Origin of the sequence: Hymenobacter sediminicola (genome assembly GCF_014250515.1) — a bacterium.
Lineage (GTDB): Bacteria > Bacteroidota > Bacteroidia > Cytophagales > Hymenobacteraceae > Hymenobacter > Hymenobacter sediminicola.
On record NZ_CP060202.1, the window covers coordinates 4,306,709 to 4,331,284 of the forward strand.

Sequence of the window (24,576 nt, forward strand, 5' to 3'; positions counted from 1 at the left end):
GCTTCCCCAGCTATTGCCTTTCCTGCACCTATGAAGCTCTCCGAGTTTAAGTTCGAATTGCCCGAAGCTCTCCTCGCGCAACACCCTGCCAAGAACCGCGACGAGTCCCGCCTGATGGTGCTGCACCGCGACAGTGGCAAGATTGAGCACCGCGTTTTCAAGGATATCATTGAATATTTCGGTGAAGGCGACGTGTTTGTGGTGAACGACACGAAAGTATTTCCAGCACGCCTTTATGGCAATAAGGAAAAGACCGGCGCGAAGATCGAAGTGTTTCTGCTGCGCGAACTGAACAAAGAGATTCACCTCTGGGATGTGCTGGTCGATCCGGCTCGTAAAATCCGGGTGGGCAACAAGCTTTACTTCGACGAGGAAGGCATTGTGGTAGCGGAAGTTATCGACAATACTACTTCGCGCGGCCGGACTATCAAGTTTCTGTTCGATGGCTCCGATGAGGAGTTCTACAAAGCGCTGCACAACCTGGGCGAGACGCCGCTGCCCCGCGAGTCCATTACCCGCGAAGCGGAGCCGGCCGACAAGGAACGCTACCAGACTATTTACGCCAAGCACACAGGTGCCGTAGCCGCCCCATCAGCAGGCCTACACTTCACCCGCGAAGTAATGAAGCGCCTGGAAATCAAAGGTGTGGAAGTAGTGCCGGTAACGCTGCACGTCGGGTTGGGCACGTTCCGGACAGTAGACGTGGAAGACCTGACCAAGCACAAGATGGACTCCGAAAACTTCATCGTACCCGGTTCGTCGGCGGTGGTAGTGAACCGGGCCCTGGATGCGAAGAAGCGTGTGTGTGCTGTGGGCACTACATCGATGCGCGCCATGGAATCGTCGGTATCGGCTAACTCGCGTCTGAAAGCCAACGAGGGTTGGACAGACCGGTTCATCTTCCCTCCGTATGATTTCAAGATTGCTAATTCGTTGATTACCAACTTCCATACACCGGAAAGCACACTCATGATGATGGCCTCGGCCTTTGCTGGTCATGAGTTCCTGATTGAAGCATATCGGACGGCTATCAAAGAGAAGTACAAGTTCTTCAGCTACGGCGACGCCATGCTGATTTTGTAAAGCAGATGCTATGTGCTGAGCGCCGGATAACCAATCATCCTCGCTCCATCTGAAAAAGCCCGGCCGCTATAATCGGCCGGGCTTTTACTTTTACCGCCGGATCCTTTTTTGCACTCATTTTCCTGCTGCCACGTGCCATCTGCTTCTTCGTCATTTCAGCCGCGTTTCGCCATTATTGTGGCCGGAGGCAGCGGCACACGCATGGGTACCGACCGGCCCAAGCAGTTTTTGGATTTGCTAGGTGAACCAGTGCTGCTGCATACGTTGCGGCGCTTTGCAGTTCCGGGACTGGGTATCAAACGGCTAGTAGTAGTGTTACCCGCCGACCAGGTTGCTACGTGGGAGGTGCTGTGCGCGCAGTATCCTGCCGTACCGCCACATGAGCTGGTTTCTGGTGGCACTACCCGCTGGGCCTCCGTGAAACAAGGACTGGCGCAACTTGGGCACGAAACGGCCGGCACAGTAGCCGTGCATGATGGCGTGCGCCCCCTCACGCCGGAACGGGTAATTGAAGCTACATATGAGGCGGCCCACAACCACGGTGCCGCTGTAGCAGCCGTAGTACCCAAAGACTCGGTGCGCAACCTCAGCCAACAGGGCTCCTATGCCCTCAACCGTAGCCGCCTACGCCTGGTCCAGACGCCGCAGTGTTTCGAGTTGAGCCTGCTGCGGCGCGCGTATCAACTTCCGGAGCTCAATACCTTCACCGACGATGCCAGTGTGGTGGAAGACCTGCACCCTATCCATATAGTGGAAGGTGACTACCGCAACCTCAAAATCACAACACCGGAGGATATGCTGCTGGCGGAAGCACTGTTGCGCACTGAGTAGCGCATACAGCTCACATTATTATGCGATACCGCCGAAGCGAATAGACGGGTACCTTCAGGGTATATTCCATCCGTTTCCGACTTCTAGTATGAAACCCATCATTTTTCTAGCTTTTGCGCTGGTCTTGAGCCGGGCAACTGTGGCGCAGGATTGTGGCCTCTACTATGATCTTCGCAAAGGCGGTGTGTACGAACTGACCACGTTTGATAACCGCGACCAGCCTAGTGGGCGCATCGTGCAGGAAGTACGCGAAGCCAAAACGAGTGGCGGCAAAACCACGGCCCTCATTCATCAGCAGGTATTTGATAAGAAAGGCAAGGCTAGCTCCACCAACGACTATACGGTGGAGTGCCAAGCTGGCTTAGTGCGCCTCGATATGCGCGCCATGATGAATCCGCAGGCCAATGCCCAAGGTGCCCAGCCTGATATGGACGTGCAGGTAAGCGGTGACTTTCTGGAAATTCCGGCTCAGCCAAAGCAAGGCACCACCCTGAAAAACGGCACCATGACGGTAGCTATGCGGGACAAGAAAAGCGGAGTCGCCCTTTCTACCACTACTATCAGCATCAGTAACCGCCGCGTGGAAGGCTCCGAAACTATCAAAACAGAAGCCGGCAGCTTTGCCTGCACCAAAATTTCGCAGGATGTGCTGATGAAGACCGGCATGGGAAATCTGGCCATTCCGTTCACGATGCGTACAGTTGAGTGGTATGCACCTGGCGTTGGCGCTGTGCGGTCGGAAACCTACCGCAAGGACAAACTGATGGGCTACACGCTGCTCACGGCCGCCCCGACCAAGTAGCCCAGAAAACTCAAAGACACTTAGATAAGTCCACCGTTTTCCGGCAAAAAAAGGCCGCTTCCGGATAGAAGCGGCCTTTTTGCTGGACTGTGGTTGCGTGTACCAGGGTTAGGCTAGCGCCCCAAACGAATGGTGCGGGTGCGGCCGTTGCAGGTTACGGAAGCAATATTGTCGCAGGCCTGGGTACCGGTAGGGTCGTAGTCGAGCAGCATGGTTTTGCCTCGGCTATTGCTGATGCTGACAGTTCCGGCCGTGAAGAAGCGGGCACACCCCACTGTAAACTCTTTCAGCAGCGGCTGCTGAATGGCAGCAGTATACTCTACGCCGCGCCGATTGGTGCCACCAGCTTGGCCCGTCACAGAATATCGGTCGTCCAGAATCGTGCGAGTACCCTGGCCAGCCAAGCGGGTGTAAGTGCGCTGCGCAGTCCAAGAGTGGGTGCCGTTGGGCGTAATGACGCTGGCATTGCGCACGCTAAGCGTGTAGGAACCGTCGCCGGCATTCGTGATGACGCGGGTGCCTGTATGCTGGTTGTCGTTGCGGAAGTAGTTCAGAAGCGTAATGGTAACCGAGGAGCCTTGTTGACGAAAAGGCCCGCTATAGACGGCTACAATTTTGCCACGGTGTGCTACTCCGTTTGGTCCTATGCAATTGGTGAGGCCAAAATCGATAGTGAGCGTGCGGGTGCTGGGGTCGTAGGTGCGGGTAGCGCAGGCCGAGAGCAAGCGGGCCATGTCAGCTGGCTCTGCTACTGGCCCATTAGCGACGGAAGCATCAACCGGGGCAGCCGCTTCTACCAAATCGTTGAGGCTACCGGTTTCGTCTTCAGCAGCACCAGCATCCTCCGCCGATTCGATGCTTTCAAGAGCAGGCTGCTCTTTGTCTTTGTTGCAGGCCGCCGTACCGAAAAGCAGCAGGCCGCCTGCTAAGGCCGCTATGCTCAAAGTGTGGAAAGAGGTTTTCATGGAGAGGTTGAGCAAAAAAGGTATGAAAAGAATTCCCGGGGTTTCGTTGCTTGGAAGCCGCCGACTACTGGTAGTTTAATCCCCTGGGGAACTTTTTTCAAAAAGTACTAGCACGGCCATTTTAGAACCAGCCAGCAGACCGGCCGTATAGGCTTAGCAACTCCTCTCCCACCGCCAAACTGCTGAAAACATGCGCTTTTTACCCGTACCATCCTTTTTGCTGCTCGGCATGTTTGTAGCAGCCTGTGGCGCCGAAACCAACAAGGACCCGGTGGCAGAAGCCAAGTTTCAAAACGAAAAGCGCATTGGCAACGAAGACGTGACCAGCAAGCAAGAGCGCGACGCCGGCTTTCTGGTAAATGTTGCGAGCTACAGCATGCTGGACGTAGAAATGAGCCAGATGGCACAGCGCAAAGCCACTTCGCCGGATGTGAAATATCTGGCGCAGCTGATTGCGGGCGAACATGCTGCTATGCAAAAAGCGCTACAGCAGCTAGCTAGCCAGAAAAGCATTGTGCTGCCTACGGGGTTAGGCGCTGAGCAGGCAAAACGTCTTGGTGAGTTGGGCGCTCTGAATGGCCCGGCCTTCGACCGTAAATATGTGGAACTGCTGGAAAGCAGCCATAAAACCAGCATTGACGACTTCGATGACATGAGCGACGACGCGTATGATGGCGACATTCGCGCTTTTGCGGCCAATTACTTGGCACCGCTCAAAACCCATCTGGATGCCGCCGAAAAGCTCTCCGATAAGCTTCCCAAGTAGTACCTCACATTCCCGTTTTTTAAACCAACCAATTCAATTTCCTTATGAAAACGCGCTTTTTCTCTTTTGTAGCACTAGCTGCTATGCTGACTCTGGGTAGCTGCGGCGATTCTGCTCAACGCACTGACGGCACGGCTGGCACCGTGGTTACTGATATGGACTCGGCGGCTGCCGAAGGTGGTGTGCAGGCAGATGCCACCGTCATCGACAACGATGCTGGCCCGACCGTTACGGCTGATGCAGACTCTGCCGCGGCCGCCGATCCTGCTGCCCGGCCATAGCCTTTAGCTCGATTTCTTGCACTCCAGCGCCCGGCTTCTGTCTTGCACAGGGGTCGGGCGCTGGAATTTTAACGCTAGCAACTAGCTGAACACTAGCAACCTTCCTGGGGCGAAGCCGTTCGTTTTTGACACGGTGCATTTGCTACGCCGGGGTGCAAACCCGTTTGTGGCGTGTACTTTTTTTGTCCCACCTACCATATCATCCTATATGAAACGCATTTTTTTGAGCCTAACGGCTGCCACTCTGCTCTTCACTACTGCCTGTTCCAATGAGCGCAAAGCCGATGAAATGGCCAATGCCGAATCGGTAGCGGGTGCTGATACAATGGGGGTTGCCTCCGAACCAACTATGGGCGATTCTGCTGCAATGGACGGCACTGCCGGTGCCGCTATGGCTGACCCTAATGGCCCTACCGCGCCGCATAAAGACGATCCGGAATTTATGAAGTCGGCGGCCCACAGCGACCAGAATGAGATTCAGCTCAGCAAACTGGCACTTGACAAGGGTGTAACCGGCATGGCCAAGGACCACGCCAACCAGATGATTACGGACCACACCAAATCGACGGCGGCGCTGAAGCCAATAGCGCAGAAAAAGAACGTGACGCTACCCACTGATATGGACGCCGAGCACAAGGCCATTGCCGAGCAGATGGGCAAGCTCTCGGGTACCGAGCTGGAGAAAAAATACATGGAGCAAATGACGCTGGACCACCAAAAAACAGCGAATACTATGGCTGCTCACCAGAAAATGACCCAGGATGCGGACCTGCAAGGCTTCATCACACAGACGTTGCCTGTTGTGCAAAGCCACCTGAGCATGTTCAAGCAGCATAGTTCAATGTAATTTCAGGTTAAGCCTGATCTGAAAAGCCCGTTCCGTACGTCGGAACGGGCTTTTTGCATGTAGCTCTAGCTGACTCTGGTGTTATCAGCAGTTGGAACCGCAGGTATTTTGAGCCCCGCTGATAGCCGCACCAATGGCTGTATGCCAGCCGATTCGAAATGTGGCCCCAGTCTTACCCGAGCGTGGGAACTACTTGCGTCTGAGCGAGTATAAGAACGAGTCGTTCGGAAGCCTCCTTCTGCAGTGGCTGCCTCAGCTCCGAGTAGATACTTCACTTAGTTTACCCTGATAATGAAATTACATCTGAAACGCTTTGCGGGCGTCATGCTTCTCGCAGGCAGCCTTGCCAGTATCAGCAGTACTGCCCAGGCCCAAACCAAAGCCGCTGAAAAGATCAACAAGAAGCGCAGTAAAGTACTGGATGCCAGCTCACCTTACACCAAGGAGCAGCTGAAATACGACTCAGAATTCGCGGTAGCGGCCGCCAGTGCCAACACACTGGAAGTAGCACTGGCCAAGCTAGCTCAGCAGAAAGCCATTCTGCAGGAGGTGAAGGACTGGGGCAAAAAAATGGAGCAGGAACACACTGTAGCGGGCCAGCAGTTGGAGTCCATTGCCAGTCGCAACAGCTTGGCGCTACCCAACATGATGAGCGAGGAGGACCGCCGTATCTACGAGGATGTGGATGACCGCAAGTATTTGGGGTTCGACAAGAAATACCTCCGCGACCTGAAAGAACTGCACGAGCGGACTATAAAACGCTATGCCGAAGCCGCAACTAAGCTCAGCAACCCAGAACTGCTGGCTTATGTCACGGAAATGCTACCCAAGCTACGAGCCCACGAAACACAGACGGCCGTCCTGTTCGAGCTTGCTAACGCCATAAAGTAAGTAGCCCCGTAGACTGCTTGCTCCAATTTATTTAGCCGGCGCGGCAGTCCACTGCAACTTGTACGTGTCGCAGCCCAGGGCATTAATGTTCATGCGGAATGTCCCTTGTGCCGACTTCGCTCCTACCACACCATCCAGCTCGAAGCGCCATGCCGTAGCGCCGCCACCCGGCGGGTCTACTACCACGCCGCTCACCTTGCCGCCCGTGATGGGGAAGCTGTGCGTGGGACCAACGGTGGTAAGCTCCAGCTTGCCAGAGCAGCGCCAGTACCCCTGAAACGTCAGTTCGGATAGGGTTTTGCCATCGGCCGAAACATCGAAGCTGATTGTAGCTCCTTTCATACCGTTGCTGAACGTGCCGGTCCAGTGTGTTGGTTTAGGCGGAGCAGGCGTGGGAGGTGTGGTGGCAATTGCGGCGGCCAGAAGCAACGGGAATAGCAATAGTTTCATTCAGGAGGGAAATGAGGAAGGCAGCAAAATAAGAATAAGAAAGCTTCCCGTCCCAGCCAACCATACGACGGTTTGGCTGGGACGGGAAGCTTTTAGGTGCCCGAAAGCGGATGGCCTTAAGCAGCGTCTGATTTAACAGATTTCTCCTCGGCGTACTTGCTGACTTTTAGCTCTTCGGCCAGGAATCGGCTCGTGTGGCCCTTGCCCGATTTGGCTACCTGCTCCGGCGTGCCCTGTGCCACAATGCTGCCGCCGCCCGCGCCGCCTTCCGGCCCAATATCAATCAGGTGGTCGGCTACTTTGATGAGGTCCAAGTTATGCTCGATGATCAGGACCGTGTTGCCCTTATCAGCAAGTTTGTGCAGCACCACAGCCAAATGGTTAATGTCCTCAAAGTGCAGGCCGGTGGTGGGCTCATCCAAGATGTAGAACGTCTTGCCAGTGTCTTTTTTGCTGAGTTCAGTGGCCAGCTTCACGCGTTGTGCCTCGCCACCCGACAGCGTGGTGGCCTGCTGGCCCAGCGTGAGGTAGCCTAGCCCTACTTCATTCAGGGTTTGAATCTTACGTAGGATGCGGGGCTGAAACTCGAAGAACTCCACGGCCTTCTCCACCGTCATGTCCAGCACATCGGTGATGCTCTTGCCTTTGAAGCGTACTTCCAGCGTTTCGCGGTTGTAGCGGCGTCCTTTGCAGGTTTCGCAGGGCACGTGCACGTCGGGCAGGAAGTTCATTTCGATGGTGCGCATACCGGCGCCCTCGCAGGTTTCGCAGCGCCCACCCTTCACGTTGAATGAGAAGCGGCCCGGCCCATAGCCTCGGATTTTAGCTTCTGGCAACGACGAGAACAACTGGCGAATCTCGGTGAACACACCCGTATAGGTGGCCGGATTGGAGCGTGGCGTGCGCCCAATCGGCGACTGGTCTACCTCAATCACCTTATCGATAAACTCCAGTCCCTCAATCTTATCATACGCCAGCGGTTCACGCTTGGCATTGAAAAAATGCTGATTCAGAATCGGGTACAGCGTGTCATGAATGAGCGAGGACTTGCCTGAGCCCGACACCCCCGTGACGGCAATGAGCTTGCCCAGCGGAAACTTAGCCGTGACGTTTTTGAGGTTGTGGCCTTTGGCACCTTTCAGCACCAAGTCATTGCCTTCGCCGGCACGCTTCTTTTTGCGCAGCTCAATGTGCTTCTGCCCACTAAGGTACTGCGAGGTGAGGGAGCCAGAGGTGAAGATTTCAGTAGGCGTGCCCTGCGCCACAATCTGGCCGCCGTGAATACCGGCGCCGGGGCCAATATCCAGCACGTGGTCGGCGTGCATGATCATGTCTTTGTCATGCTCCACCACAATTACTGAGTTGCCCAAGTCGCGCAGGTGTTGCAATGCTTTGATAAGCCGCTCGTTGTCGCGCTGATGCAGGCCGATGCTGGGCTCATCCATGATGTAGAGCACGCCCACGAGCTGCGTACCAATCTGGGTAGCCAAGCGGATGCGCTGGCTTTCGCCGCCCGAAAGCGTCCGGACAGAACGGTGCAGGTTCAGGTAGTCGAGGCCCACTTCCAGCAGGAAACCGATACGCTTGCGAATTTCCTTGAGCAATTCGCGCGCAATCAGGTTCTGACGGTCGGAAAGGCGCGTTTCCAGCCCTTCAAACCAGTCAGCCAAATCATTCAGATCCATCACCGACAGCTCGCCAATGTGCTTGTCAGCGAGCTTGAAGTGCAACGACTCTTTCTTGAGACGGTAGCCATGACACTCGGGGCACTCCTTAGCCTGCGTGTATTGCTGAATCCACTCCCGAATGTTGTCGGATTCCGACTCCATCTGACGGCGCAAAAACGGGATAATGCCTTCAAATGGCTCTACGTAGCTTGCTTTTTTGGGGTCAGCATCTTCGTCCTCGGGCACCCCAAACAACAGACGCTCAATCAGCTCCGCCGGCAGCTTTTCCAGCGGCGTGCTCAGGCTGGCCTTGTTTTTCTTGACGATGAGGCTAAGCTGCTGGAAAATCCAGATGTCGCGGTATTCGCCCAGCGGCGCAATGCCGCCCCGGCTGATGCTCAGCTTCTTATCCGGCATCACCGTTTCCTCGGTTATTTCCTGCACTTCGCCCAGGCCGTTGCAGGTAGGGCAGGCACCGTAGGGTGAGTTAAAGCTAAAGGTGTTCGGAGCCGGGTCGTCGTAGGCAATGCCCGTCACGGGGTCCATGAGGAAGCGCGAGAAGAACTGCGTGTTATCGGTCTTCTTGTCGGGGTCCAGCACCAGCATGGTGCCTTTGCCCTGTGTAAGGGCATTCTGCACCGAGCCCGAGAGGCGGAACCGGTCTTCCTCTTTCACGACGAGCCTATCAATTACGATTTCAATGTCGTGGATTTTGTAGCGGTCCACCTGCATCTTCGGCGTGATGTCGAGTAACTCGCCATCCACGCGCACTTTGGTAAAGCCCAGCTTAGCAATCTGCTGGAATAACTCCCGATAGTGGCCCTTGCGGCCCTTCACTACCGGTGCCAGCACCACCAGCTTTTTGGTGTCGTACTGTTTGAGAATGTAGTTGATGATCTGGTCGTCCGACTGCCGGATCATCTTTTTGCCCGTTGCGTAGCTGAACGCCTCGGCGGTGCGGGCGTAGAGCAGACGCAGGAAGTCGTAGATTTCAGTGATGGTGCCGACCGTAGAGCGAGGGTTGCGCGACGTGGTCTTCTGCTCGATGCTGATAACCGGCGACAGGCCCTCAATCTTGTCTACATCGGGCCGCTCCAGCCCGCCCATAAAGCTGCGGGCGTATGCTGAAAACGTCTCCATGTAGCGGCGCTGTCCCTCGGCGTAAATCGTGTCAAAAGCCAACGACGACTTGCCCGAGCCCGAAATGCCGGTGAATACCACCAGCCGCCCGCGCGGAATCTGCACCGATACGTTCTTCAGGTTATGCTCCCGGGCACCGTACACCTCAATGTAGGGTGCCTCCAAATCAGCCGGGCCCAGCAGCTGCCCGCTGATACGCGCCTGATTTTCCAGCACCGCTTCGCTCACCTGTTCGCTACGCGGCACAGCCTGCACGGCGGCCGTGCCGTGGCGGGTAGCGCCATCGGCTACGGCAGCTGCGGTGGGCTTGCCAGCTTTTGGCGCTTTAGCAGCTAGGATAGGGGCTACCTGGCCAGCCTTTGGAGCTTTGGCCGGGCGGTCAGCCTTAGCTGCCGCAGACTTGGGGGTAGCAGTGGAAGTAGTAACAGGAGCAGCAGTTGTTTTTTTGGCCATGCAGCAGCGAAGCGAATAAGTCTGCAAAAGTACGCAAAACGCGCCCGGACAGCTACCCCCAATAGTTTATTTGCCAGCAGTTTTAGCTTGCCTGGCTCAGAGGTGCCACCCGGCCGCAGCGGGGCAGGTGGTCTGTAACACGGCCGCGCCCCGAATTGTCCCGACGGAAGCAAAAGTTCTTGCTGACCAGCAGTTCTAACTGCAGATGCTTCAAAATTTTATGGTGCAGGTTTTGCATTATAGTTATCAGACTTTCTTTTCCGTCTTACTTCCATGAAAACTCTATTGAAATCGGGTATTGCGTTGGCACTGGGCTTGTTGCTGTATAGCAGCCGCGCGCAGGCCCAAGCCCAGGTTTGGGTGAATGCCCCGTACTGGGGGCCGGCCGTCGCGCCGCATGTGCAGTACTACTACATCCCGGAAATCGACGGCTACTATGATCTGTATGCGCAGTCGTACCTGTTTTATGATCCGGGGTTCGGGGCCTGGGTCAGCTCGCCGATGCTTCCGCGGGCTTACGCCTCCTACGACCCGCGTTTTTTTCACCCTGTCGTGATTGAATATGTAGGCCGCCAGCCCTGGGGCTACCTGCGCGACCACCGGGCCTATTGTGGCCGCTGGGGCGTGGCACCTGGCCGTTATTACGGCGCCAACTGGCCGGGCCGGGGCTACAATGCCGCTCCTTATGGCGCCTATGGCCCGGCATACTATGGCAACCGACCTGCTAACCAGGGTGGCTACGTTCGCAACGACTACCACGACAACCGCAGCAACCAGAACAGCTACGGTGGCCGCAACGACTACCGCAACCAGAATGGCCGCGACAATGGCCCTGACAGCCGCGGCAACGGCCGCAACGAACAGAGCACCTACAGCAACCCGAGAAACTTACCGAGCCCCGGCAGCCCACAAAACCAAGGCGGCCAGCAGGGCCCAAATGGTTCTTCAACCGGCCGCGGCCGGGGCCGGGTGATGTAGCATCTTCATCAGCCAAAAAGGCTTTCCACACAATGTGGAGAGCCTTTTTTTATGCTCTCTGGTAAGTAACCAACATAACCAGCCCAACCCACGTTAAGGACGGCATTCCGGACGCGGCCAGTATGGTAGCTGTTCTTTGGCGCCGTTCTTGCCTCGTTGCTCCTGTTCCTATCTCCTCACTTCAACTTTCCACCATGCACTTCCTGCCCAAAGTTGCCCTTTCAGGCCTGTTGGCTCTTTCGCTTACTGCACTAACGCAGTCGGCCCAGGCCCAGGTGAATATCAACATTGCGCCTCCTAGCTGGGGCCCGGCCGTGCCGGCTGGTACCCAGTACTACTATGTACCTGAATATGGCGGCTACTATGACCTGCGCGACCAGCGCTACATCGTAGAGCGCAACGGCAAATGGGAACGGCTGAGCTCAATTAGTGGCTACACGCCGTCGTCCTTCCATCCGGTTGCTATTGATTACCGTGGCAACCAGCCCTGGACGCTGGTAAGCCGCCACCGCACTATGTATCCGGCCAGCCTACCGCCTGGCCAGGTTAAGCGCCTAGAAAACGGCAAAGGTTTGCCGCCCGGCCAAGCCAAGAAAGTATATGGCGGGCAGGGAAATGGCAAAGGCCATGGCAAAGGCAAGCATTAGCCCTTGCATCCAGCAGTAGTTACAAACGTCGGTCCTATGTAGGACCGACGTTTTTTTTGGCTCAATAACTACGCAAAGCTGTATTTTCGGGCGTTTTTTTGTAGCCCGCTATTTCGCCCTGCATGGTATTCAGCAGTACGCTATTCCTATTCTATTTCCTGCCGGGTTTCCTGCTGCTCTATTTTCTGGCACCGCACCGATTGAAAAATCTGGTGGCGCTGGTAGCCAGCATTGGCTTTTATGCTTGGGGCGGCCTCAACTTTCTGGCCCTGTTTCTAGCCTCGGTCGTCGTCAACTTCGTCCTGATTCGCTTCATGGACAAGTCGGAAGGCTGGAAGAAGCGCATTTATCTGATTATGAGCATTGTCATTAACGTGGCTATGCTCTTCTATTTCAAGTACGCCAACTTCTTTCTGGAAAACGCCAGTGCCGTTCGGGAGGCAGCGGGAGGCGCCGCGCTGGAATGGGAGCAGGTAGTGCTGCCTATCGGCATTTCCTTTTTCACCTTCGAGAAGCTGACGTACACCATTGACGTGTACCGAGGCGTGAACAAGCCGCTACGCAGCTTCTGGGACTTCATGCTCTACATCATGCTGTTCCCGAAGATGATTGCCGGCCCCATTGTGCGGTTTCACGAAATAGCGGGCCAGCTCACCGACCGGCGCGCCTTCGACACCATCGACCATAAACTCGCTGGCCTGTTTCGCTTTGGGGTTGGCCTGGGTAAGAAAGTGCTCATCGCCAACGTACTGGGCCTGGAAGCCGACCGAATTTTTGGTCTGAATCCGGCGGAAGTATCGGCGCCGCTGGCGTGGCTGGGCGCAGTGGCTTACACCTTCCAGATTTATTTCGACTTCTCTGGCTATTCGGATATGGCCATCGGGCTGGGCCGCATCATGGGCTTTCAGTTCCCCGAAAACTTCAACAACCCGTATGTGTCGCGCTCCATCACCGAGTTCTGGCAGCGCTGGCACATCACGCTGGGCCGCTGGATGCGCGACTACCTCTACATTCCGCTCGGTGGCAATCGGGTGACAACCGGCCGCCTCTACGCCAACCTCTGGACCGTGTTTATCCTGTCGGGATTCTGGCACGGGGCGGCCTGGAACTTCATTGTCTGGGGGGCCTTTCACGGGCTGTTTCTGGTACTCGACCGGCTGTTTCTGCTGAAGCTGTACAAGAAAATCGGTGTACTCAGCATCCTGCCGACTTTTCTTATCACAGTGGTTGGCTGGGTTATGTTCCGGGCCCCTAGCCTCTCTTTTGGTCTGGAATACATCCGGCAGATGTTTGCCGGAGGCATGGATCAATTGCCCTATCTCAGCAACGAGTTCTGGGCTATTATGGCGCTGGCGGCCTTGTTTTCTTTTATGGCAGCCTTGCCGCGCGTAGAGCGGTGGGAGGTGAGCATGCTGTTTGGCGAAAAGCTGGCGCTGCCGCGTGCTGTCAGCCTCACGCTGGCCACGGCTATTCTGCTCATTCTCAGTGCCGGGGCCATCATCGGCAACTCATTCAATCCATTTATCTACTTCCGTTTCTAGCACATGGGTTCTTCTGTTTCTGTGTGGCTTAAACGCGTGCTATTAGGGCTGTTGCTGGCCATGCTCCTGCTGCCAGCGCTGCAAAGCCGCCTGCAACTGATACATACAGAGGAGCTGGGCGGCTACGCCGAAAAAGCACCGCACCCCGACTTTACTTCCGAAGGCCTGCTCGACAACAGCTACCAGCCAGCACTGGAGAAATACGTTGAAGACCGGATTGGCTTCCGGGAACTGCTGATCCGGATTCGAAACCAAGTTGCCTACTCTGTGTTTCGGGTGAGCAAAGCCAACAAAGTGCTGATTGGCAACGACGATATTCTGCTGGATGAGACGGCCATCCGAGCTTATCTGGGCCAGGATTTTAAGGGCGAAAACGAAATCCGGCGGAATGTGCGCCGCCTGAAGGCTGTGCAGGATACGCTAGCCAAGCACAACATTCTGCTCGTATTCGCCATCACGCCGGACAAGGCAAATTTCTACGCAGATCAGTTTCCCGGCTACTTCCTGCATCAGCCCCGCTCTACCAGCAACTATACCGCCTATGCCCGCGAAATGCAAGCCAAAGGGGTAAACCTAATAGATTTGGCGGCCGTGTTTCAGCAGTGGAAGGATACGGCTTCCTACCCGTTGTTTCCGCGTGGCGGTATTCACTGGAGCGGCTACGGCCTCACGCTGGCCGCCGACACGCTGTTCCGCTACATTGAGCAGCGTGGGAATTTAGACCTGCCCGATTTCAGAACTACGGGCCGGGATGTACTAGATGACACCCGCGACACCGACAACGACGTGGCCAAGGCCATGAATCTACTAGTGCCGCAGAAACCTTTCCGGATGGCGTACCCGCGCGTTGAGTTTGAGGAACCGAAACCCGGCCAGCAAAAACCCGACCTGCTACTGGTTGGCGACAGTTTCGGCTGGAGTCTGATTAGTTTCTATCCGTATCTGCCCAAGCTGTTTAACGAAAAATTCCAGTATTGGTACTACAACCGGGCAGTAGGTGAAGGCAACCCCACCGAGCCTGGCGGGCCACCCGTGGAGCGGGAACTAGACCGCAAAGCCGAAATGCTCAAGCAACGGGTAATTCTGCTGCTTTACACGCAGCATAACCTAGGAGCCTTCGACCAGGGTTTTTCGGCCAATGCCTACGACATTTTCTACCCGCTCACAGATGCTGACCAGACCCGCATCAAGGCCATCGAGGAGCGCCTGAAGCAGTCCACTGCCCTCCAGGACTCGCTGTGGCAGCAGGCCAACGCCATCAACCGCGACTACAATGAACTGCTGCGCGAGAAGGCTCTGCAACAGTACGAGTTGGTAAGACCGTGAAGCCAGCTTTCTAAAACAAGAACAGCCGCTGGTAAACCCAGCGGCTGTTCTTGTTTTAGGGCATCCTCGCGCTATTCTCGCACGAGCCGGGTGGTCTGCTGCCATTTATCGTTCCAGACGGTCAAGAAGTAAATACCGGCGGCCAAATCGGCGGGCAACTGCAACGTGCGCTCTGCTCCGGCGGCTGTCTGCTGCTGGAAATGGCTACGCCCGAGCACGTCGGTCAGCGAGACATCTAGGCGCTGGTTCTGGCTGCCGGCCCCAATCAGGAGCTTCAGGTCTGTCGCGAATGGGTTAGGAGCTACTTGCACCCAGTCGGCAGGCGCCTGGCTGAGGGAGGAATTGACAATGGCCACTTGGAACTGCACGTTCGGACGGTTAGCCGCCCACCGAACGGTTGGAATTACGGCACTGTTGACCTGGGTGGCATGGGCACCGCCGGTTGCGGAAACGGCTGTGTAGCGCCAGCTGATATCGGCGGTGGGAGCACTGTTGCGGAACCAGTCTACTAGTACTTCAATATTGTCGGTGCCGTTCCAGACAAAGGGGGCCGTGAAGGCGAAATCCTTCCAGCCGGTACCCGTCGGCAGGCTCAATGTAGTGTTGCTGTACACCTGCGTGGCGCTCAGCACTTCCGTATCCCATACCACCGGGTTGGCAGAAAGGGCTGCGGCTGTCGTGCGCTTGAGGTAGATGCGCAGTTGTGCATTACCGGAAGTATACTCGCCGGTGCCGTCCTTATACCAGGCAAGCTTGGTAATGGAGCCGGCCCGTGCTCCGGCGGCCTGTAGCTCGGCAGCAGAATAGATGGACACCGTGCGCGCGTACTTGTTGGTGGTGGTGCTGGTGCTGAGCAGCGCGTTGGTAGAGCCAGCGGAAGTTCCGGTGCCAATCGTAACGGTTACCGGAGTCTGGGCTTCCGCAAAACCGGTGGCCAGCGCCAGCAACGACAGGCTTAAAAAGGTCCGGGAAACGAAGGAGGGTAGTAATTTCTGCATGCAACTGGTTTTGAGGGTGGTGGTGGAAGGTGAAGGAAAGCGGAATATAACTACTTCCTGGCAGAGACGTTGTTACGGGTATCTGTTGTCTTCAGACTCACCTGTACCATGCCTACCGCCTACAAACCCATCAGCTGCAGCTTCTACGACGAGCTGGAAGCCCGCGCCACCACCGGCCAGCCCTGCACCCTCACCTACCGCACCGAGCCCGACACGCCCCCCAGCACCTACCACGGCATCATCCAAGACCTCTACATTCAGGACAAAGTAGAATACCTGCGCCTCGCCGACGGCTTCGAGCTGCGGCTGGATAATCTGCTGGCCGTAGACGACAAAGAACTGCGGAACTACTGCTAATACTCAAACTAAAACAGGCGGCCCTTACGGAGCCGCCTGTTTTGTTGTTGGAGCCGGATGAATTCAGACGGTTAAAACTCCGCGCTTTTCGGGAAGCGGGGGAAGGGAATGACGTCGCGAATGTTGGCCATGCCGGTGATGAACAGGATGAGACGCTCGAAGCCCAGGCCGAAGCCAGCATGCGGGGCGCTGCCATAGCGGCGCGTATCGAGGTACCACCAGAGGTCTTCTTCGGGCACGTGCATTTCCTGCATGCGCTGCGTAAGCTTCTGCATATCCTCTTCGCGCTGCGAGCCGCCGATGATTTCGCCAATGCCGGGAAACAGCACGTCCATGGCGCGCACCGTGCGGCCATCCTCGTCCAGCTTCATGTAGAACGCCTTGATATCCTTGGGGTAGTTAGTCAGGATAACGGGCTTCTTGAAGTGCTTCTCCACCAAGTACCGCTCGTGCTCCGATTGCAAATCGGTGCCCCAGTCCACGGTAAACTCGAACTTCTGCTTCGCCGATTTCAGAATTTCCACGGCCTCGGTGTAAGTGAGGCGCTTGAACTCGTTATCCACCACGAACTGCAGACGATTGAGCAGTTCTTTGTCGTACTGGTCGTTGAGGAACTGCAGGTCGTCGGGGCAGTGCTCCAGGGCATAGCGGACGAGGCTGCGGAGGAAATCCTCGGCCAAGTCCATGTTGTCCTGCAGATCGTTGAAGGCCACTTCCGGCTCAATCATCCAGAACTCGGCCAAGTGGCGGGCGGTATTGGAGTTTTCGGCCCGGAACGTGGGGCCGAATGTGTAGACCTTGCCCAGCGCCATAGCTGCCACCTCGCCTTCGAGCTGACCCGAAACGGTGAGGTTGGTGGCTTTGCCGAAGAAGTCGGCTGTGTAGTCTACTTCACCGGCCTCATTCAAAGGCGGCTTGGTGTCAGACAGCGTGGTTACGCGAAACATCTGGCCGGCACCTTCGGCATCGGAGCCGGTGATGATGGGCGTGTGGATGTAGAAGTAGCCGTGGTCGTTGAAATACTTATGGATGGCAAACGACATGGCGTGCCGGATGCGCAGCACCGCGCCGAACGTGTTGGTGCGGGGGCGCAGATGGGCTATTTCGCGCAGAAACTCCAGCGAGTGGCCTTTCTTCTGCAACGGATACGTGGTCGGGTCGGCAGAGCCATACACCGTAATTTCCTCGGCCTGAATTTCTACCGACTGGCCTTTGCCCTGCGAGGCTACCAGCTTGCCGCGCACGGCAATAGCGGCGCCATTTTCTACGCCGTCGGCTTTCAGCTTTTCCTCCGGAAACTGCTCGGCGTTGGCTACTACCTGAATAGAATTGAAGCCTGAGCCGTCATTCACGGCAATAAACTGCACGTATTTGTTGCCGCGGCGGGTGCGTACCCAGCCTTTCACCAGCACTTCGCGGTCCAGGTCGGTGCTACGGAGCAGCTCCTGCACGCTGGTTTTTCGGAGGTCGGACATCAGGATTTCGGTTCTCAGGGTTTGGAATAGATAAGATGGCAAAGGTAGAAGATTTGTTAGCCGGTTTTCACCCTTATATCTGTCATCCTGAGCCAAGCGAAGGACCTTCTCACGTCTGGGTTACTGTTAAATGGTTTTGGTCTGGCGTGTGAAGGTCTTTCGCTTGGCTCAGGATGGCAGATGCTGAGCCAACATTTTCCCCCTAACCCAAGTACAGAAAGGCATATCTTTGGCTACCACACCCCGTTTTCACCTAGGCGGGGCGTACGCGTTTTTGAGTATGCAACGACTGGACATGAAACAGCTTCTCTCGCAGAAGCTGTCACCCCAACAGATACAATTCATTAAGCTGCTGCAAATCCCGACCGTGGAGCTCGAAGCCCGCATTAAGGAGGAGTTGGAGGCCAATCCGGCATTGGAGGAAGGCGACGACGCGGACGACGATTTCGAGGACCAGGAAGGCGGCGACGATTCCAGCGACGACACGGATGATTTCGACGACCCGGATTCGGAGTTCGACAATCCGGACAACACTCTGGACGAGGACTTTGACGACAGCCGCAGCGAGGAGCAGCCCGAAATAGAGCTGCCAATGAAGGACGAGCCGGCGGACCAGAAAGAGTCGGACAGCGCTGATGACCTGGACCTGAGCGACTACCTCAACGACGACGAAATAGCCGGCTACAAGATGCAGGGCGACGGCCCCGGCGAGGACGAAGACGACCGTGAAATGCCTTTGGCCGATACCAGCGGCTCGCTCATCGATAACCTGCTCGACCAGCTGGGCTTCGCTGACCTAGACGAGAAGCAGGAAGCCATTGGCCGCCAGCTCATCGGCTCGATTGACGGCGACGGCTACATCCGGCGCGACCTGTCGGCCATTGCCAACGACATGGCTTTTGCGCAGAACGTAGAAGCTTCGGTGGCAGAAGTAGAAGCGGTGCTGCACGTGGTACAGAGCTTCGACCCGGCCGGCATAGCGGCCCGCGACTTACAGGAGTGCCTGCTGCTACAATTGGAGCGCCGCCCCCAGGACGAGGTAACGGAGCACGCCGAGCGGATTCTTAACGAAACATTCGACGAGTTTACCAAGAAGCACTACCCCCGCATCCAGCAGCGCCTTGACCTTGAAGACGATGAGTTGAAAGAAGCCATTGCCCTGATTCTGAAGCTCAACCCCAAGCCCGGCGGTACTGGCCCGGTGGGTATGGGCAAGGTGCAGTATATCATCCCCGACTTCATTCTGACCAACGACAACGGCATTCTGAACCTCACGCTCAACTCGCGCAACGCCCCAGATTTGCGTGTGTCGCCGGCCTACACGGATATGTTCCGGGCTTATGACAAGGGCGCCAAGAAGGACAAGAAGCTGAAGGAAGCTGTGACCTTCGTGAAGCAGAAGTTGGACTCGGCTAAGTGGTTTATTGATGCCATTCGGCAGCGCCAGAACACGCTGCTGCGCACCATGGACTCCATTGTGCGCTACCAGCGCGAGTTTTTCCTGGACGGCGACGAAAGCAAGTTGCGCCCCATGATTCTCAAGGACATAGCCACCGAAATTGGCATGGACATCAGCACCGTGAGCCGAGTAGCCAACTCCAAATCGGTGCAGACGGAGTTCGGAATTTACCCGCTTAAGTACTTCTTTTCCGAAGGCATTGCCACCGACTCGGGCGAGGACGCCAGCAGCCGCGAGGTGAAGCACATCCTGAAAGAAATCATCGAGGGCGAGAAGAAAGACCGGCCACTCAGCGACGATAAGCTGGAAAAGATGCTGAACGCCCGCGGCTACAACATTGCACGCCGCACAGTGGCCAAGTACCGCGAGCAGCTTAACATTCCGGTGGCGCGGCTGCGCAAAGAGCTGTAGATTACTATTGAGTATTGAACGGTGAGCCGGCCGGAAGTTGTTGCTTCCGGCCGGCTCACTGCTTTGGTAGCGGGCCGGCACTTTGGTAGCTTTGGCTATTGCTGCTCCCCTACCGCTACCTATTGCTTTTTTGAACCGCCTGCTCGCCACCATTTTATCGTCGGTGTGCCACCCGCTGCTTGTGCCCGGCTACCTGTTCTATGTGGTCTGCTACCAGCTGCCTGGTGTGGTGCTACGCCCCGCCCTGCCCGACCGGTGGCTGGTGCTGGGCGTAGTGCTGCTATTCACGTTTGTGCTGCCTTCTGTGGGTACGGCGCTGCTGCTGTGGGGCGGCTACGTAAGCAGCTTGGAGCTGCGGGAGCGGCGCCAGCGGCCCTTGCCCCTGTTGCTGGCCGTCATTGGGTTTAGCACGGCTACCCTGACGATGGGCCGCTATCCGCAGGCGTTTGATATGCTGTTGGTACAAATGATGGCCGGCATGACCCTGGCCGTGCTTCTTACCCTATTAATTTCGCTGCGCTGGAAAATATCGGCCCACGGCGTAGGCATGGGCGGCACGGTCGGGCTGCTGACACTCTTGTATCTGGGAGGCGAGGCCGGCAGCACCATCATCTGGTGGCTGACGGGCAGCATTGTGCTGGGCGGCGCCGTCATGAGTGCACGGCTGGCCCTGAATGCACACACGCCGGAACAGGTTTGGGCCGGTTTCGGGCTGGGCGTCAGTCTGGTTATGGGGTTTGGTGTAGGGCTGGCGCTGGGGTAGCTCCGGGCAGGCTTAGTCAGCTATGCGGCCCATTTCGTGGTGCACCAGTTCCTGCACTTCCGGCTTATCAAAGTCCGCCTCGGCCTCAATGTGCTTCATCAGTTTGCGCATGATGCGCTCTTGCCGCTGCCCGTTGGCCAAGGCCTCAGCGTAGGGCGTGTCGGGCGAGAATGTAACCTGGGAGTAGAGCGGCAGCCATTGGTCGGGATACTGCGCCGATATTTTGCTCTCGATTTTCTTCTGCAGCAGGAAGCGCGGGTCCGCTACCCTGTCACGCATCTCCTCGAAGTTGTAGATGGCTAGGTCGGCCATGGCGTCGGCGTTGGGCTTGCGCTGCCGCTGAAACTCCTGGAAAATCGTGTGCCAGTCGTTGCCGTGTTCATCCATGAGTTGGCTGAGCACGGTGCAATCCTCGAAGCCGGCGTTCATGCCTTGTCCATAAAACGGCACAATGGCGTGCGAGGCGTCCCCGAGTAGCAGCACATCATCGTCAAACGCCCACGGAAAGCAGCGCACCGTCACGAGCGAGCCGGTCGGGTTCTGGAAAAAGTCTTCGATCAGTTCCGGCATCAGAGGGGCAGCATCCGGAAACACTTCTGCGAAGAACTCCTGCACCTGCGCCGGAGTTTGCAGTGCCGCGAAGGAGTGCTTGCCTTCGTAGGGAAAAAACAAGGTGCAGGTAAACGAGCCGTCGAGGTTAGGCAGTGCAATCATCATGTACTGGCCGCGGGGCCAGATGTGCAGCGCATTCTTCTCCAACTGCCACGTGCCATCAGCAGCGGGCGCAATGTTCAGCTCCTTGTAGCCATACTCTAGGTAGCTCTGCGAGTAGTTGTAGCGGTCCGTCTTCTGCATGGCCGTGCGCACCGCCGAAAACGCCCCATCAGTACCGAATAGCCGCTGAAACGGCCGCACCTGCTCCTGGCCGGTAGCGGCATCGCGTAGGTGCAGCTCACGCTCCTTCAGGCCCACGTGCAAGCACTGCTGGTTGAAGTGCAGCGTCACGCCCGGCTCGGCCTCGGCCAGCTCCAGCAGCGTGCGGTTCAGGCCGCCTCTCGACACAGAATAAATAGCCTGATTATCCTGGCCGTAGGGTTGGAAGGTGAGTTGGCCCTTCGCGTCGTGCATCACGCGCCGGTACATAGGAATGGCTACGCGCCGAATTTCGTCGCCAATACCCACGCCTTCTAAAGCCCGCCAGCCACGGTCCGATAGTGCCAGATTGATGGAACGGCCTTCTACCGGGCCAGCCAAACGCGGGTCGGGGCGGCGCTCAAACACATCTACGGAATGGCCACGACGCGCCATGTATAGGGCTAGCAGCGAGCCAACCAGGCCAGCTCCCATGAGCGTAACGGAATCAGATGAGTGTGGGGCGACGGTAGCGGACATGGAGTGGGTGGGTAAGGAAGGGGTAACGAAGCTACTAGTTCGGCAGCGGATTTGTTCGGCTGCCCCAACTCCCAGCAGTTAGTCTGGCAAATGGTGAGGTTGGTCGGGTATCTGCCCCTGCTTCAGCGTAAACTCCTGAAGCGCCTGAAATAGCCGCGTAATTTTGAACTATACAATGAATTTATTTATCCATGAATCCATATACTTCACAGTCTTCGTATCTAAAGTCCAATAAAGATTTACTGCCGATACTGTGCATAACTCCTTCCGCTTGCCTACTCATTCTCTGCTCCTCTCCTAAAATCTCCCTGACCATGCCTCCAATTCCTACTCCTGAAATGTCGCATTCTACTGCTGTTACCTCCAACCTCACGGGCACAGGCCCCGAGCAGTTGCAGATTGGCGAGTATCTTATTGGCAGCGGTGATTGTCCACAGTTGTATGGGCATCCGGACATTCGCTACTAATTCGCCGGTTTCAGTTTACGGCTTCCCTATCTATTCTTATTTCGCTATCCAACCGCCTTCGGGCGGTTTTTTTGTGTCTGCCTCTTTTCATCTCGCAACTGGCCTCAGGCTACTTGGCTTGCTATTCCAGGCAATAGCAAATGGATATATACTGTTTGATGTAGGTTAAATACAAGAAGATACTTAGCAATAAACTTATGATTTTCAAATACTTGCCCTATTTTTTGTTATGCATAACAACTATAATTTTGCAGGCTATTTGCGTTTTTACCCTTTGCTAACTCCCTTTTTTTGCTTGCTCTAACATGAGAAAAACCTACCATTTGTTTGTCTTTCTGCTTCTTCTGCTGAGCTATGCTCCAGCTTGGGCACAGGAAGCCATTACGGTCAGCGGCCTAGTGCAGACCGATGCCGGTGAACCGCTACCGGGTGCCACCGTGTTTATCAAAGGAACATTTATTGGTAGCAGCACCGACCGGGAAGGCCGGTTCCAGCTACGTGCCGATTTCTCGGCTCCACCGGTTGTGCTGTCGGTATCGTTTGTGGGCTACGAAACCCGGGAAGTTTCGCTGGCGCAGCCCGACAACAACGTGCAGGTGACGCTCAAAATCAATTCTACGCTCACGAATGAGGTAATTGCCTCGGCCTCGCGGGTGCAGGAAGGGATTCTGCAGGCTCCTGTGACTGTGGAAAAGCTCAACACGCAGCAAGTGGAACGCATCCCCACAGCCGACTTGCAGGTGGGCCTGAACCACTACAAAGGCATTGATGTAAACAGCAGCAGCCTGCTGATGAACTCGTTGAGCACGCGCGGCTTCAACTCGGCCAAGTCGGAGCGCCTGATTCAGCTGACGGACTACTTCGATACTCAGTCGCCGAGCCTTAACGTGAATGCTGGCAACCTGACGGGCCTGCCCGAGCTGGACGTGGAAAGCATCGAAATCATCCACGGCCCGGCTTCGGCACTCTACGGAGCCAATGCTTTCAACGGCGTATTGCTACTCAACTCCAAAGACCCCTTTGTGACGGAAGGCCTGAGCGTGCGGCTGCGCGGCGGCCAGCGCAATCTGTTAGACGGTCAGTTTCGCTACGCCAAGAAGCTGGGCGAGAAGTTTGCCTTCAAAGTTGTAGGCTCGTATCTGACAGCCGACGACTGGCTGGCCAGTAACTACGCGGCTACCAGCACACTCATTGAAGGCCGCAACAACGCCGAAGGCTCGGCGCTGGGCTATGATGCCGTGAACCGCTACGGCGACGTAGGCGGGTTTACCTTCACCAACGACCCGACCTCGCCGGCTTATGCCACTACGCCAGCCGCGCTGCGCGGCAAAACAGTGTTTATGCCGGGCTTCACGGAGAAAGAGCTGGTAGCCGATGACTACAAGGCTCGGTCTGTGAAGATTCACCCGTCGCTGTCGTACCTGCTGACCAGCAATATCAAGATGACGGTTGGTTTCAGCTATAACCGTGGTACTTCTAGCTACCAGAGCAGCAGCCGCTACCGTTTCAAGGAATTTGGGACCAACCAGCTGCACGGCGAAATCAAGGGCAACCGCTGGTTTCTGCGGGGCCAGTCGCTGCAGGATTTCGGGGGCGAATCGTACGACTTGGGCTTCCTGGGTTCCTTCCTCCAGACTTCCTCAACCAACAACCCTAGCCGCCCCACCGAAACCTACGCAAGTCGCTTCTACGAGACGTACCTGACCAAATTCCAGACGACTGGCTCGCTGGAGCAGGCACAGGCTGCCGCCAACGCCACGCAGCTACAACCCTCTGATCCACGCTTCCAGGAGCTGCGGACGCGCATCATTACGGATGCGACTCCTGGCGCCGGTGCCCGCCTCAACCCTAGCTCTTTGCTGAACGAAGGCAACGCCCAATACAACCTGCCACTGGCCGAAGGCACCGACCTAATTGTGGGTGGTGCGTACCGCAAGTTCCGTCTGGGTTCCAACGGCAACCTGTATTCCGATGACAACGCCCGCATTCAGAACCACGAATTGGGTGGCTACGCTCAACTGACGCAAAAACTGCTGAATGAGCGCCTGAAACTGGCAGTAGCCGGCCGCGTTGATGCCTTCAAGAACTTTGATGCCGCCTTCTCTCCCCGGGCTTCGGCAGTGTACTCGGCCGGTGAGAACAAGCAGCATAACTTCCGTGTCTCGTACGGCCGTGCCTTCCGCTCACCCACGCAACTCGACCAGTACATCCGTCTGGACGTGCGCCAGGTGCTGCTGCTCGGCAACGTAGATAATGGTTTCCAAGGCTACAGCACCGGCGTTGCCACGCGGGCAAACATCATTGCCGCACAAAGCAACCCGGCCGTACTGACTCCATTCGAATACAACGCTGCTCCGCTGAAGCTGGAGCGCCTGAGCACCTACGAAGCGGGCTACAAAGGCACGCTGGGTGAGAAGCTGGCCGTGGATGTGAACTACTACCAGAGCTACTACAACGACTTTATCGGGGCGCAGCGTTTCATTGGCAACCGCGACGGCAGCCGCCCAACGCTTGCCCAACTGACTGCAGAATCCGGTAAGGCCTAACCTTTTCAGGATGTTACCTCTCCTACCCGCATTCTGCAGG

At 56.4% G+C, this 24,576-nt stretch carries 22 protein-coding genes; 16 read left to right on the plus strand and 6 right to left on the minus strand.

Annotated features, from left to right (window positions below):
* Positions 1-30 precede the first annotated feature (30 nt).
* From queA to H4317_RS18390, 3 genes are all read left to right on the plus strand, one after another.
* The gene (gene queA / locus H4317_RS18380) at positions 31-1,083 is read left to right on the plus strand and encodes a tRNA preQ1(34) S-adenosylmethionine ribosyltransferase-isomerase QueA (RefSeq protein ID WP_185888004.1); all 1,053 of its coding nucleotides are present in this window, start codon (positions 31-33) and stop codon (positions 1,081-1,083) included.
* A gap of 132 nt (positions 1,084-1,215) precedes the next feature.
* Positions 1,216-1,914: a 2-C-methyl-D-erythritol 4-phosphate cytidylyltransferase gene (locus tag H4317_RS18385; protein WP_185888005.1), complete on the plus strand. Its 699-nt coding sequence runs from the start codon at positions 1,216-1,218 to the stop codon at positions 1,912-1,914.
* Between the two features lie 88 nt (positions 1,915-2,002).
* Positions 2,003-2,716, plus strand: coding sequence for a TapB family protein (locus tag H4317_RS18390; protein ID WP_185888006.1), 714 nt, complete (start codon positions 2,003-2,005; stop codon positions 2,714-2,716).
* 113 nt (positions 2,717-2,829) lie between these two features.
* Here the strand turns inward: H4317_RS18390 and H4317_RS18395 are convergent, their stop codons facing one another.
* On the minus strand, positions 2,830-3,681 hold the full coding sequence (locus H4317_RS18395) for a hypothetical protein (protein WP_185888007.1): 852 nt from the start codon (positions 3,679-3,681) through the stop codon (positions 2,830-2,832).
* 190 nt (positions 3,682-3,871) lie between these two features.
* On the opposite strand from H4317_RS18395, the gene H4317_RS18400 reads away from it, so the two are divergent.
* The 4 genes from H4317_RS18400 (at position 3,872) to H4317_RS18415 (ending at position 6,466) form a co-directional block, all read left to right on the plus strand.
* The gene (locus H4317_RS18400) at positions 3,872-4,447 is read left to right on the plus strand and encodes a DUF4142 domain-containing protein (RefSeq protein ID WP_185888008.1); all 576 of its coding nucleotides are present in this window, start codon (positions 3,872-3,874) and stop codon (positions 4,445-4,447) included.
* A gap of 44 nt (positions 4,448-4,491) precedes the next feature.
* Complete coding sequence (locus H4317_RS18405) at positions 4,492-4,728, plus strand: hypothetical protein (protein ID WP_185888009.1); 237 nt, start codon at positions 4,492-4,494, stop codon at positions 4,726-4,728.
* A gap of 208 nt (positions 4,729-4,936) precedes the next feature.
* Entirely contained in the window at positions 4,937-5,575 is a 639-nt protein-coding gene (locus tag H4317_RS18410; protein ID WP_185888010.1) for a DUF4142 domain-containing protein, read from the plus strand.
* Between the two features lie 324 nt (positions 5,576-5,899).
* Complete coding sequence (locus H4317_RS18415; RefSeq protein WP_185888011.1) at positions 5,900-6,466, plus strand: DUF4142 domain-containing protein; 567 nt, start codon at positions 5,900-5,902, stop codon at positions 6,464-6,466.
* Between the two features lie 27 nt (positions 6,467-6,493).
* Here H4317_RS18415 and H4317_RS18420 read toward each other — a convergent pair whose 3' ends face one another.
* Entirely contained in the window at positions 6,494-6,916 is a 423-nt protein-coding gene (locus tag H4317_RS18420; protein ID WP_185888012.1) for a hypothetical protein, read from the minus strand.
* A gap of 116 nt (positions 6,917-7,032) precedes the next feature.
* On the minus strand, positions 7,033-10,176 hold the full coding sequence (uvrA, locus tag H4317_RS18425) for an excinuclease ABC subunit UvrA (RefSeq protein WP_260625739.1): 3,144 nt from the start codon (positions 10,174-10,176) through the stop codon (positions 7,033-7,035).
* Between the two features lie 273 nt (positions 10,177-10,449).
* On the opposite strand from uvrA, the gene H4317_RS18430 reads away from it, so the two are divergent.
* The 4 genes from H4317_RS18430 to H4317_RS18445 all read left to right on the plus strand — a co-directional run bounded on the left by H4317_RS18430 (position 10,450) and on the right by H4317_RS18445 (position 14,668).
* Complete coding sequence (locus H4317_RS18430) at positions 10,450-11,154, plus strand: hypothetical protein (protein WP_185888013.1); 705 nt, start codon at positions 10,450-10,452, stop codon at positions 11,152-11,154.
* Positions 11,155-11,348: 194 nt separating this feature from the next.
* A complete protein-coding gene (locus tag H4317_RS18435) occupies positions 11,349-11,801 on the plus strand; it encodes a hypothetical protein (protein WP_185888014.1) in 453 nt (150 codons plus the stop codon).
* 122 nt (positions 11,802-11,923) lie between these two features.
* Complete coding sequence (locus H4317_RS18440) at positions 11,924-13,342, plus strand: MBOAT family O-acyltransferase (RefSeq protein ID WP_185888015.1); 1,419 nt, start codon at positions 11,924-11,926, stop codon at positions 13,340-13,342.
* A 3-nt stretch (positions 13,343-13,345) separates the two neighbouring features.
* A complete protein-coding gene (locus H4317_RS18445) occupies positions 13,346-14,668 on the plus strand; it encodes an alginate O-acetyltransferase AlgX-related protein (protein ID WP_185888016.1) in 1,323 nt (440 codons plus the stop codon).
* 71 nt (positions 14,669-14,739) lie between these two features.
* Here H4317_RS18445 and H4317_RS18450 read toward each other — a convergent pair whose 3' ends face one another.
* The gene (locus H4317_RS18450) at positions 14,740-15,666 is read right to left on the minus strand and encodes a T9SS type A sorting domain-containing protein (RefSeq protein ID WP_185888017.1); all 927 of its coding nucleotides are present in this window, start codon (positions 15,664-15,666) and stop codon (positions 14,740-14,742) included.
* Positions 15,667-15,774: 108 nt separating this feature from the next.
* Between H4317_RS18450 and H4317_RS18455 the strand changes: the two genes are divergently transcribed.
* A complete protein-coding gene (locus H4317_RS18455) occupies positions 15,775-16,023 on the plus strand; it encodes a hypothetical protein (RefSeq protein ID WP_185888018.1) in 249 nt (82 codons plus the stop codon).
* Positions 16,024-16,094: 71 nt separating this feature from the next.
* Here the strand turns inward: H4317_RS18455 and asnS are convergent, their stop codons facing one another.
* Positions 16,095-17,498: an asparagine--tRNA ligase gene (gene asnS / locus H4317_RS18460; protein ID WP_185888019.1), complete on the minus strand. Its 1,404-nt coding sequence runs from the start codon at positions 17,496-17,498 to the stop codon at positions 16,095-16,097.
* A 280-nt stretch (positions 17,499-17,778) separates the two neighbouring features.
* Between asnS and rpoN the strand changes: the two genes are divergently transcribed.
* Together rpoN and H4317_RS18470 are read left to right on the plus strand one after the other, a co-directional pair.
* Positions 17,779-19,368, plus strand: a complete 1,590-nt coding sequence (gene rpoN / locus H4317_RS18465) for an RNA polymerase factor sigma-54 (protein ID WP_185888020.1) — start codon at positions 17,779-17,781, stop codon at positions 19,366-19,368.
* Positions 19,369-19,498: 130 nt separating this feature from the next.
* Positions 19,499-20,131, plus strand: coding sequence for a hypothetical protein (locus H4317_RS18470; RefSeq protein WP_185888021.1), 633 nt, complete (start codon positions 19,499-19,501; stop codon positions 20,129-20,131).
* A gap of 12 nt (positions 20,132-20,143) precedes the next feature.
* Here H4317_RS18470 and H4317_RS18475 read toward each other — a convergent pair whose 3' ends face one another.
* A complete protein-coding gene (locus tag H4317_RS18475) occupies positions 20,144-21,523 on the minus strand; it encodes an FAD-dependent oxidoreductase (protein ID WP_185888022.1) in 1,380 nt (459 codons plus the stop codon).
* A 314-nt stretch (positions 21,524-21,837) separates the two neighbouring features.
* Between H4317_RS18475 and H4317_RS18480 the strand changes: the two genes are divergently transcribed.
* Together H4317_RS18480 and H4317_RS18485 are read left to right on the plus strand one after the other, a co-directional pair.
* Positions 21,838-21,990, plus strand: a complete 153-nt coding sequence (locus tag H4317_RS18480) for a hypothetical protein (protein ID WP_185888023.1) — start codon at positions 21,838-21,840, stop codon at positions 21,988-21,990.
* A gap of 305 nt (positions 21,991-22,295) precedes the next feature.
* A complete protein-coding gene (locus H4317_RS18485; protein WP_185888024.1) occupies positions 22,296-24,536 on the plus strand; it encodes a TonB-dependent receptor in 2,241 nt (746 codons plus the stop codon).
* Positions 24,537-24,576 lie beyond the last annotated feature (40 nt).